11 protein-coding genes are annotated in these 10,962 nt (G+C 70.0%); 4 read left to right on the forward strand and 7 right to left on the reverse strand.

Annotated elements, in window-relative coordinates:
• Positions 1-2: 2 nt before the first annotated feature.
• The 3 genes from nadA (at position 3) to AC1DYN_RS14890 (ending at position 2,355) form a co-directional block, all read left to right on the forward strand.
• Positions 3-1,112 (forward strand): quinolinate synthase NadA, encoded by a 1,110-nt coding sequence (gene nadA, locus AC1DYN_RS14880; RefSeq protein WP_477960780.1) that lies wholly within the window; start codon positions 3-5, stop codon positions 1,110-1,112.
• 3 nt (positions 1,113-1,115) lie between these two features.
• Positions 1,116-1,982 (forward strand): carboxylating nicotinate-nucleotide diphosphorylase, encoded by an 867-nt coding sequence (nadC, locus tag AC1DYN_RS14885; RefSeq protein WP_477960782.1) that lies wholly within the window; start codon positions 1,116-1,118, stop codon positions 1,980-1,982.
• A gap of 85 nt (positions 1,983-2,067) precedes the next feature.
• Positions 2,068-2,355, forward strand: a complete 288-nt coding sequence (locus AC1DYN_RS14890; RefSeq protein ID WP_477960784.1) for a late competence development ComFB family protein — start codon at positions 2,068-2,070, stop codon at positions 2,353-2,355.
• Between the two features lie 25 nt (positions 2,356-2,380).
• Here AC1DYN_RS14890 and nadB read toward each other — a convergent pair whose 3' ends face one another.
• On the reverse strand, positions 2,381-4,036 hold the full coding sequence (nadB, locus tag AC1DYN_RS14895; protein ID WP_477960786.1) for an L-aspartate oxidase: 1,656 nt from the start codon (positions 4,034-4,036) through the stop codon (positions 2,381-2,383).
• A 221-nt stretch (positions 4,037-4,257) separates the two neighbouring features.
• Between nadB and AC1DYN_RS14900 the strand changes: the two genes are divergently transcribed.
• Positions 4,258-5,625: a hypothetical protein gene (locus AC1DYN_RS14900; protein WP_477960788.1), complete on the forward strand. Its 1,368-nt coding sequence runs from the start codon at positions 4,258-4,260 to the stop codon at positions 5,623-5,625.
• An 83-nt stretch (positions 5,626-5,708) separates the two neighbouring features.
• Here the strand turns inward: AC1DYN_RS14900 and clpB are convergent, their stop codons facing one another.
• From clpB to AC1DYN_RS14930, 6 genes are all read right to left on the reverse strand, one after another.
• A complete protein-coding gene (clpB, locus tag AC1DYN_RS14905; protein WP_477960790.1) occupies positions 5,709-8,300 on the reverse strand; it encodes an ATP-dependent chaperone ClpB in 2,592 nt (863 codons plus the stop codon).
• A 54-nt stretch (positions 8,301-8,354) separates the two neighbouring features.
• Positions 8,355-8,744: a fluoride efflux transporter CrcB gene (gene crcB, locus AC1DYN_RS14910; protein WP_477960792.1), complete on the reverse strand. Its 390-nt coding sequence runs from the start codon at positions 8,742-8,744 to the stop codon at positions 8,355-8,357.
• Complete coding sequence (gene moaE / locus AC1DYN_RS14915) at positions 8,741-9,217, reverse strand: molybdopterin synthase catalytic subunit MoaE (protein WP_477960794.1); 477 nt, start codon at positions 9,215-9,217, stop codon at positions 8,741-8,743. The genes crcB and moaE overlap by 4 nt, the downstream gene beginning before the upstream one ends.
• Positions 9,218-9,230: 13 nt before the next feature.
• Positions 9,231-9,482, reverse strand: coding sequence for a MoaD/ThiS family protein (locus AC1DYN_RS14920; RefSeq protein WP_477960796.1), 252 nt, complete (start codon positions 9,480-9,482; stop codon positions 9,231-9,233).
• Complete coding sequence (locus AC1DYN_RS14925) at positions 9,479-10,738, reverse strand: molybdopterin molybdotransferase MoeA (protein ID WP_477960798.1); 1,260 nt, start codon at positions 10,736-10,738, stop codon at positions 9,479-9,481. The genes AC1DYN_RS14920 and AC1DYN_RS14925 overlap by 4 nt, the downstream gene beginning before the upstream one ends.
• Positions 10,710-10,962 (reverse strand): molybdopterin-guanine dinucleotide biosynthesis protein B (locus AC1DYN_RS14930; protein WP_477960800.1); only part of this gene is annotated, 253 nt, incomplete at its 5' end. The genes AC1DYN_RS14930 and AC1DYN_RS14925, both read right to left, overlap by 29 nt.

Genomic DNA, 10,962 nt, shown 5'->3' on the forward strand with positions numbered 1-10,962 from the left:
GGATGAGCCAAGAAGTTGCCTACGACTACCCCTTGCAGGATTCGGACGGCGCGACCTGCACCGCCCACGCCTGGGCCAAGGTCCCCGAGCCGCTGACGCCCGCCGGCCGCGCCGACCACAAGGCGCGCGCCAAGGCGCTGCTGGCGAAGCACGACGCCGTCCTCGTCGCCCACTACTACGTCGACGGCGACCTGCAGGACCTGGCGCTGGAAACCGGCGGCATCGTCGCCGACTCGCTCGAGATGGCCCGCTTCGGGCGCGACCACCCGAGCCGCACCTTGGTCGTCGCCGGCGTGCGCTTCATGGGCGAGAGCGCCAAGATCCTGAGCCCGCACAAGCGCGTGCTGATGCCCGACCTCGACGCGACCTGCTCGCTCGACCTGGGTTGCCCGCCGGAGGATTTCGCGCGCTTCTGCGACGCCCACCCCGACCGCGAGGTCGTCGTCTACGCCAACACCAGCGCCGCGGTGAAGGCGCGCGCCGACTGGATGGTCACCAGCTCGTGCGCCTTGGCGATCGTCAGGCACCTGAAGGACCAGGGCAAGAAGATCCTGTGGGCCCCGGACCGCCACCTGGGCCGCTACATCCAGGAAGAGACCGGCGCCGACATGCTGATGTGGAACGGCGCCTGCATCGTGCACGACGAGTTCAAGGGCCTCGAGCTCGACCTGCTGAAGGCCGGGCACCCGGGCGCGAAGATCCTGGTGCATCCCGAATCGCCGAAATCGGTGGTGGCGCAGGCCGACGTCGTCGGCTCGACCTCGCAGCTGCTGAACGCGGTGCTGCAGATGGACGCGCAGAGCTTCATCATCGCCACCGACAACGGCATCCTGCACCGCATGCGCCAGCTCGCGCCCGGCAAGACGCTGATCGAGGCGCCCACCGCCGGCAGCAGCGCCACCTGCAAGAGCTGCGCGCACTGCCCGTGGATGGCGATGAACGCGCTGCAGGGCGTGGTGGCCTGCCTGGAACAGGGCACGGGCGAGATCCACGTCGACGAGCCGGTGCGCAGCCAGGCGCTCGGCTGCATCGACCGCATGCTCGATTTCGTCAAGAACAACCCGTCGGCCACGCAGAAGCTCGGGCTGGTGAAGAACATGGGCGCCGCCTGACCGATGACCGACTTCAACGAGACCCTGGAACAGGCGCGCGAACGCAACATCCGCGACGCGCTGGCCGAAGACATCGGCCGCGGCGACTGGACCGCCCGCCTCGTGCCCGAGCACGGCCGCGTGCGCGCCCGCGTGCTGGTGCGCGAGGATGCGGTGCTGTGCGGCCGCGAGTGGTTCGACGGCTGCGTGCGCGCGCTGGATGCGAACGCGCTGATCGACTGGCACGTCGATGAGGGCGCGAGGATGGCGCCCGACACGCTGGTGTGCCACGTCGAGGCCGAGGCGCGCGCGCTGCTGTCGGCCGAGCGGCCGGCACTCAACTTCCTGCAGCTGCTGTCGGCCACCGCCACGGTCACGCGGCGCCACGTCGACGCGATCGCCGGCGCCTCGCCGAACCCGCGCGGCTGCGCGATCCTCGACACGCGCAAGACGATCCCCGGCATGCGCCTGGCGCAGAAATACGCGGTGCGCATCGGCGGCGGCCAGAACCAGCGGCTCGCGCTGTGGCACGGCATCCTGATCAAGGAGAACCACATCGCCGCCGCCGGCGGCATCGCCGCGGTGCTGCGCAATGCGCAGGCCCTGGACGCCGGGGTCGACATCCAGATCGAGGTCGAAAGCATCGCCCAGCTGCGCGAGGCGCTGGACGCCGGCGCATCCAGCGTGCTGCTCGACAACTTCGATGCGGGGATGATGCGCGAGGCGGTGGCCGTGACGGCCGGGCGCGCGCTGCTGGAGGTGTCGGGCAACGTGCAGCTCGACCAGGTGCGCAGCCTCGCCGAGACCGGCGTCGACCGCATCTCGATCGGGCGGCTGACGAAGGACGTCAAGGCCACCGACTACTCGATGCGGGTGCTCGAAAGGCTGTAAGCCGGACATATGGCGCACTCGCCGGCTGGCAGTGTGGCGCGGGGCTGTCTACAGTGCAGGAACCCTTGAACGAACGGCGGACCCCATGAGCGCAGACTTCGACTCGATCTTCAACTACCACGAGCGTGCGGTCTTCGAGGCGGTGTCGGTGGCTGCCGCCTCGCATCCGCACCTGCAGGGCAGCGAGCTGCTGGCCGACATCGCCTGCGTCGCGCTGAACCGCCTGCCGCCGCGCTACATCCGGCATGCGGTGGATTTCTCGTTCTACCTGAGCGAGAAGGAACGGCACGCGATCGACGAGGCGATCAAGGAGGCGGTGGAGTTCGCGTTCCAGTTCGTGTTGGCGCGCACCGCGATGAAGGCGCGCAGTTGAAGGCCGACCCGGATTGGCATCCGGGCTACGCGGATTTGTAGCCCGGATGCCAATCCGGGGCCCGGCTCGCCCCGCTTGACGCGGACCGCACCAGAATCGTCGGGAAACTCACCGGCAAGGTCTGCGGGAAATCCCGGCTGTAGTGCAGCCCGCGGCTCTCGTGCCGCATCAAGGCCGAGCGCACGATCAGCTCGGCGCAGTCCACCAGGTTGCGCAGCTCCAGCAGGTCGCGCGTGACGCGGAAGTTCGCGTAGTAGTCGTCGATCTCGCTGCGCAGCAGGTCGATGCGGTGCAGCGCCCGCTCCAGCCGCTTGGTGGTGCGCACGATGCCGACGTAGTTCCACATCAGCAGGCGCAGTTCGTCCCAGTTGTGCGCGATGACGACCTGCTCGTCGGCGTTCTCGACCTGGCTCTCGTCCCAGGCCGGCAGCACCGGCTGTTCGGCCGCGCCATGCGCCAGGATGTGTTCGGCGCAGGTGCGGCCCAGCACCACGCATTCGAGCAGCGAGTTGCTGGCCAGCCGGTTCGCGCCGTGCAGCCCGGTGTAGGTGGTCTCGCCCACCGCATACAGGCCCGGCAGGTCGCTGCGCCCGTTCAGGTCGGATACCACGCCGCCGCAGGTGTAGTGCGCCGCCGGCACCACCGGGATCGGCTGCGTCGTGATGTCGATGCCGAGCTTCAGGCAGCGCGCATGGATGGTCGGGAAGTGTTCCTTCAGGAAGGCCGCGCCCAGGTGCGTCGCATCCAGCAGCACGTAGTCGACGCCGTGCTTCTTCATCTCGAAGTCGATCGCACGCGCCACGATGTCGCGCGGCGCCAGCTCGCCGCGCTCGTCGTGTGCCTGCATGAAGCGCGTGCCGTCGGGCAAGAGCAGCCGGCCGCCCTCGCCGCGCAGCGCCTCGGTGATCAGGAAGCTGCGCTCCTGCGGGTGATAGAGGCAGGTCGGATGGAACTGGATGAACTCCATGTTGCCGACCCGGCAGCCGGCGCGCCAGGCCATCGCGATGCCGTCGCCGGTGGACGTGTCCGGGTTGGTCGTGTAGCGGTAGACCTTGCCGGCACCGCCGGTGGCCATCACCACCGCCGACGCGGCCAGCGTCTCGACCCGCTGCTGGTCGATGTCGAGCGCATACACGCCGTAGCAGCGCGGCGCCTCGTCGCGCTTCAGGTGGCGCGAGGTGATCAGGTCGACCGCCATCCAGCGTTCCAGCAAGCGGATGTGGGGGTGGCGCTTGACCTCGGCGAGCAGCACGTCGTGGATGGCCTTGCCGGTGGCATCGGCCGCGTGCGCGATGCGGCGCACCGCATGCCCGCCTTCGCGCGTCAGGTGCAGGCCGAGCGGGCCTTCCGGGTCGGGCGAGAACGGCACGCCGCGCTCGACCAGCCATTCGATCGCCGCGGCGCTGTGCTCGGCGATGAAGCGCGCGGTGTGCTCGTCGACCAGGCCGGCGCCGGCATCCTGCGTGTCGCGCACGTGCGAATCGATGCTGTCGTCGGTGCCCAGCACGCCGACGATGCCGCCCTGGGCCCAGGCGGTCGCGCCTTCGTCGAGGTTGCGCTTGGCCAGCACCACCACCGGCCGGCTCTGCGCGATGTGCAGTGCCACCGTCAACCCCGCGAGGCCCGCGCCGATGATCACCACCGGCAGGGAAGGGACAGCATCAGTGCGGGACGAGGCCATGGGGCGCTGCCGGAGCAAGTGAGGACGGCGGATTCTATCGGCGCGGCAGTGGGCCCGGCGGCGACGCTGGCAAAGGACGGGCGCCGCGTCAAGCCCCAAGGCGGTGGAAAAAGGCCGCGTTTTTCGCGTCATCCTCCTATGTCACATCCGGAAACAAGCTCCTACACTGGCGCACGCCCGTTGACATCGACGGGACAAATGTTGAACCGCGAGTGACATCCATGTCGAGTGTTCCCCCCTTCTCCTCCGGCCAGGACGCTGCAGACGCCGGCGCCGGCGATGGCTGGCAGGCCACGCGGGCCCAGACGGCCGTGGTCACCGAGTTCGCGAGCGACGAAGAGGACTACCTGTCCAGCGAGCAGCGCGACATCGGCCGCCAGGTCAGCGACGACCAGCGCGAGCTGTTCGTCTCGTGCGACCCGGCCGAGGCGATGCAGCAGCAGTTCGAGCTGCTGGGCCCCGACTTCATCGCGCTGCACGACGTGGGCACGGTGTCGTCGCGCAAGCTGCTGGCCGGCGTGGCCACCGCCAGCCAGCAGAAGCTGCAGAAGCTGGTGATCCGGCGCCAGGGTTACGGCACGCCGCTCGCGACGCTGGAGTTCGTCGATTTCCCCGGCGCCGACGGCAGCACGCTGCGGCTGTACACCACGCAGGCCGATGCCGACACCGCGGCGCGCCAGGCGCTGGCGCGCGTGCTGCTGAGCTACAGCCAGCTGGCGGTGCTGATGGTGGGGGCGCTTCCGGCGCACCTGCTCGAATCGACGCTGAAGCCGCTGCACGAGGCGATGATCACCGGCCCGTGGCACAACCGGCACATGCTGCTGCTGCCGCTCACGTCGACCACGGCGACGCTTGCCACCTTCGGCACCGACATGGGCCGCGGCACCGGCGTCAACGTGCGCACCACGCCGCAGGTGACGCGGCCGTCGGACGCGTGGAGCTTCATCAGCGGCACCTGGAACAAGCTGCGCGAGCAGGGGCTGGGGGCGCGCCGGCCGGCACCGTCGCCACAACAGATGACCTCGCCGCGCAGTACGCCATCGTTCGCGCCGTCGGCGCCGACACCGATGGCCGCCGCGCCGACACCCACCATGCCGCTGGTCACGCCGCCGGCGGTTGCGTACCCGACCTCGTATGCGGCGATGCCGCCGCCGCCGCAGTCGGTGGCCGCGCCGGCCACGCAGATGCGGCCGATGCCGCCGACGCGGCCGAGCGTGTCAACGCAGGCCGATTCGCCGCTGCAGCGCTACGTGAACCAGCTGATCGAGCTGACCGGCATGGTGAGCTGCTGCGTGTTCGACATCGCGAGCGGGCGCGACCTGGTGCACGCCGGCGCCCGGCCGTCGGCGGACACGCTGGCGATGCACGGGTCGGCGCTGCTGGGGGCCTTGACGGCGGCCGCGCGGACCATGGGGCTGGGGCACGCGGTGCCCGAGGCGGCGATCACGCTGGGGGCGCATCACCAGTTGCTGCGGGCGGTGCCCAACCACCCGGGGCTGGCGCTGCATGCGGTGCTGGACAAGGCGCAGGCGAACCTGACGCTGGTGCGGCTGCAGGTCGTGCGGATGGACAACCTGTTGGAGGGGTGACGGCCCCCCAGTCGCTACCGCTCCTGCCCCCAAGGGGCGCCACCCAGCGGCCCGGCAAAGCCGGTTCCGCGGGCGTTGCTTGATCAATGAACCACGCGGGAGAAGCTGAACTCCGACCCGGCCACGTCCACCGGAATCACGTCCTTCGGCCCGAACTTGCCCTCGAGGATCAGCTTCGAGACCGGGTTCTCGATCTTCTGCTGGATCGCCCGCTTCAGCGGCCGTGCACCGAACACCGGATCGAACCCGACCTTCGCCAGCTCGGCCAGCGCCGCCGGCGACACGTCCAGCTTCATCTCCAGCTTGTCCAGCCGCCCTTCCAGCACCTTCAGCTGGATGCGCGCGATCGCCTCGATGTTCTTCGCGTCCAGCGCATGGAACACCACCGTCTCGTCGATGCGGTTCAGGAACTCCGGGCGGAAATGCTGCTTCACCTCGGCCCACACCGCCTCGCGGATGGCCTCGGGGTCCTGCCCCACCATCTGCATGATCTGGTGCGACCCCAGGTTCGACGTCATCACGATCACGGTGTTCTTGAAGTCCACCGTGCGCCCCTGCCCGTCGGTCAGCCGGCCATCGTCCAGCACCTGCAGCAGCACGTTGAAGACGTCCGGGTGCGCCTTCTCGACCTCGTCGAGCAGCAGCACGCTGTAGGGCTTGCGCCGCACCGCCTCGGTCAGGTAGCCGCCCTCGTCGTAGCCGACATAGCCCGGCGGCGCGCCGATCAGCCGGCTCACCGAATGCTTCTCCATGAACTCGCTCATGTCGACGCGGATCAGGTGCTCCTCGCTGTCGAACAGGAAGCCCGCCAGCGCCTTGCAGAGCTCGGTCTTGCCGACCCCGGTGGGACCGAGGAACAGGAACGAACCGGTCGGCCGGTTCGGATCGGACAGCCCGGCGCGCGAACGCCGGATCGCATCGGCCACCGCGACGATGGCCTCGTCCTGGCCGACCACGCGCTCGTGCAGCCTGGCCTCCATCTGCAGCAGCTTCTCGCGCTCGCCCTGCATCAGCTTGGACACCGGGATGCCGGTGGCGCGCGCCACCACCTCGGCGATCTCCTCGGCGCCGACCATCGTGCGCAGCAGATGAGGCCGGCCGGCATCGGCCCCCTTCTTCACCTCGGTCGCCTGCGCGTCCTTCAGCGCTTTTTCCAGCTCGGGCAGCTTGCCGTACTGGAGCTCGGCGACCTTGTTGAAGTCGCCCTTGCGCTTGAACTCCTCGATCTGCGTGCGGATGCGGTCGATCTCTTCCTTCACGTGGGCCGAGCCCTGGGCCGCGGCCTTCTCGGCCTTCCAGATCTCTTCCAGGTCGGCCGCCTCGCGCTGCAGGCGCTCGATCTCGTCCTGCAACAGGCCGAGCCGCTTCTGCGAGGCCTCGTCCTTCTCGCGCTTGACCGCCTCGCGCTCGATCTGCAGCTGGATCAGCCGGCGGTCGAGCTTGTCCATCGCCTCAGGCTTGGAGTCGATCTCGATCTTGACCTTGGCGGCCGCCTCGTCGATCAGGTCGATCGCCTTGTCGGGCAGGAAGCGATCGGTGATGTAGCGGTGGCTCAGCTCGGCCGCGGCGACGATGGCCGGGTCGGTGATCTCGACGCCATGGTGCACCTCGTACTTCTCCTGCAGGCCGCGCAGGATCGCGATGGTGGCCTCGACCGTCGGCTCGCCGACGAGGATCTTCTGGAAGCGGCGCTCCAGCGCGGCATCCTTCTCGATGTACTTGCGGTATTCGTCCAGCGTGGTCGCGCCGATGCAGTGCAGCTCGCCACGCGCCAGTGCCGGCTTCAGCATGTTGCCGGCATCGATCGCGCCTTCGGCCTTGCCGGCGCCGACCATGGTGTGAATCTCGTCGATGAAGACGATGGTCTGGCCTTCGTCCTGCGCCACTTCCTTCAGCACCGACTTCAGCCGCTCCTCGAACTCGCCGCGGAACTTGGCGCCGGCCAGCAGCAGGGCCATGTCGAGCACCAGCACACGCTTGTTCTTCAGCGAATCGGGCACCTCGCCGGCAACGATGCGCTGTGCGAGGCCCTCGACGATGGCGGTCTTGCCGACGCCCGGCTCGCCGATCAGCACCGGGTTGTTCTTGGTGCGGCGCTGCAGCACCTGGATCGCGCGGCGGATCTCGTCGTCGCGGCCGATCACCGGGTCGAGCTTGCCCTTGCGGGCGCGCTCGGTCAGGTCGAGCGTGTACTTCTTCAGGGCTTCGCGCTGGCCTTCGGCCTCGGCGCTGTCGACCTTCTGGCCGCCGCGCACCGCGTCGATCGCGGTCTCGAGCGCCTTGCGGGTCAGGCCGTGCTCCTTGGCGATCGGGCCGATGCTGGATTTGGCGTCGGCCGCGGCCAGCAGGAACATCTCGCTGGCGACGAACTGGTCGCCGCGCTTGTGGGCTTCCTTCTCGGACGCCTGCAGCAATGCACCCAGGTCACGGCTCGCCTGGACCTGCTCGCCGCCCTGCACCTGCGGCAGCTTCTTCAGCTCGGTGTCGAGCGTCGACTGCAGCTTGGCGGTGTTGACGCCGGCCCGCTCGAGCAAGGCCTTGGGGCCGTCGGCCTGGGCCAGCATCGCGGCCAGCAGGTGGGCCGGCTCGATGTACGGGTTGTCGCGGTTCAGCGCCAGGCTCTGGGCGTCGCCGAGGGCTTCCTGGAACTTGGTGGTGAGCTTGTCGAGTCGCATGGGACGGATCCTCCGATTGCAGGGGATTTGAGGGGACCGTCCCGGTTTTTCAAGTTAGGCCAGGACAAGCTTCCCCAACCTGTATCCGACGCCGGCACACGCCAGGGACCCCAGCACATGCGCCAGAGTGTGGCCCACGGCCAAGGCCCATTCATTGCGCTGGATCAGCGCGAGCGACTCGCCCGAGAACGACGAGAAGGTGGTCAGCCCGCCCAGGAATCCCGTCACCATCAGCAGCCGCAGCAACTCGTTCGGGCTGCGCTGGAACCAGTACAAGGCGACGCCGATCATCAAGCCGCCGGCGCAGTTGACCAGCAGCGTGCCCAGCGGAAAGCCGGCCCATTGCGCGTTCAGCCACAGCCCGGCCCACCAGCGCAGCAGCGCGCCGAACACCGCGCCGACCGCCACCGCCAGCACCTGCCACGCCGTGATGCCGGCCGTCATGCGCCGAGGTTCCCGCTCGCGATGCCCCAGCGCTGCAGCGCCGCATCGTCATGGCTGCGCGCATCGACCCAGCGCGCACCGTCGGGGGTGTGCTCCTTCTTCCAGAACGGGGCCTGCGTCTTCAGGTAGTCCATCAGGAACTCGCATGCTTGAAAAGCCTGGCCGCGGTGGGCCGAACTGACCGCCACCAGCACGATCTGGTCCTGCGGCCCCAGCTCGCCGACGCGGTGGATGACCCGCACGGCGCGGATGTCGAAGCGCACCAGCGCGGCATCGATCATCGTGTCGATCGCCTTCTCGGTCATGCCCGGGTAGTGCTCGAGCTCCATGCGGCTGACGTCCGAGCCGTCGCTGCGGTCGCGCACCGTGCCGACGAAGGCGACCACCGCGCCGACGCCGCCGTCGCCGGCCCGCAGCTTCGCCACCTCGGCGCCGAGGTCGAAGTCTTGCGTCTGGATCGAAAGGCGGTTCATCCGGAAGATTCTGTCACCCGCCGGTGACCGGCGGGAAGAACGCCAGCTCGGCGTCGTCGTGCAGCGGCGCGGCCTCGTCGCACAGCACCTGGTCGAGCGCGCAGCGCAGCGCCCGCGTGCGCGCCAGCGCGCCGGCATGGGTGGCATCGCGCGCGATCAGTGCGTCGCGCGCCGCACCCACCGTCGCGCCCACGGGCAGTTCCAGCGCCTCGCCGCTGCCCAGCGCCTCGCGCAGCGATGCGAAATAGCGAACCCGCAGCCTCATGCCAGCCACTCCGCGAACGTGATGTAGCGCACCGTGTCGCCGGCGCGTATCGCCTGCCCGGGCGGGTTGTCGACGACGCCGTCGCCCCACACCGCCGAGCTCAGCACCCCCGAGCCCTGGTTGCCGAAGCGGTCGAGCCCGCCCTGCGCATTGCGGCGCACGCGCAGGAACTCGCGCCGGCGGTCGGGCTTCGGCCAGTCGAAGTCGGCACGCATCGGGATGCCGATCGGTGCCTCCGCCGACGCGCCTTGCAGCCGCAACAGCACCGGCCGCGCCGCCAGCAGGAAGGTCATGAAGCTGGACACCGGGTTGCCCGGCAGGCCCATGAACCAGGCCTCGCTCGAATCGCCGCGGCGCACGCTGCCGAAGGCGAGCGGCTTGCCGGGCTTGATCGCGATCTGCCACAGGTCGAGCCGGCCTTCGGCCTGCACCGCGGGGCGCAGGTGGTCTTCTTCGCCGACCGACACGCCGCCGCTGGTGACGATCAGGTCGTGCCCCTGCGCGGCGCGCCTCAGCGCATCGCGCGTCGCATCGAGCCGGTCGGGGACGATGCCCAGGTCGGTGCATGCGCCGCCCAGCGCCTCGATCAGCGCGCGCAGCGTGAAGCGGTTGGAGTTGTAGATCGCGCCCGGCCGCAGCGGCTCACCGGGCATCACCAGCTCGTCGCCGGTCGAGAACAGCGCGACGCGCGGACGCCGCATCACCGGCAGCGTGGCAGCGCCCACCGACGCCGCCAGGCCGAGAGCCTGCGGCGTGAGCCGCGTGCCGCGCGCCAGCACGACGCTGCCCTGCCGCACGTCTTCGCCGCGCCGGCGGATCCATTGGCCGGCCTGCGGCACCTCGTAGACGCGCACCTGGCCGTCGAGCGCCTCGCACTGCTCCTGCATCACGACCGCATCGGCACCCGGCGGCACGGCCGCGCCGGTGAAGATGCGGGCGGCGCTGCCCGGCTGCAGTTCGGTGGGCACCGTGCCGGCCGGCACGCGCTGGCTCACCGGCAACAGCGTGCCGGCGGCCGCGACGTCGGCGCTGCGCAGCGCATAGCCGTCCATCGCGGTGTTGTCGAGCGGCGGCACGTCGACCTGCGAGCGCACGTCGCCGGCCAGCGTGCGGCCGCGGGCCTCGAAGGTCGACACGTGTTCGGCCTCGCCGGCCGGCAGCGGCTGCACCGCGGCCAGCAGGCGGGCCAGCGCCTCGTCCAGCGTCAGCAGCGGCGGGCGCGGGCGGTCAGGCGACGGCGGGGGGCTGGTAGTCATAGCGCGAAGCATCCGCGAGCAGGAAGGCGGCTGCTGCGGCAGGGTCATTCAGGTCCAGCACCGGGCGCGCGGTGGGCTCGGGCAGGCGCTCCGGGCTGTCGGTCGCGATCGCGACGATGAACGGATCGGTCGGGTAGTTGGCCTGCTTGCCGGTGTCGGCGCGCCAGACCTCGATCTTCGGCAGGTCGGCGTGCTTGAAGCCCTCGACCAGCACCCAGTCGCAG

The sequence above is a fragment of the Rhizobacter sp. P2_D12 genome (assembly GCF_056404395.1).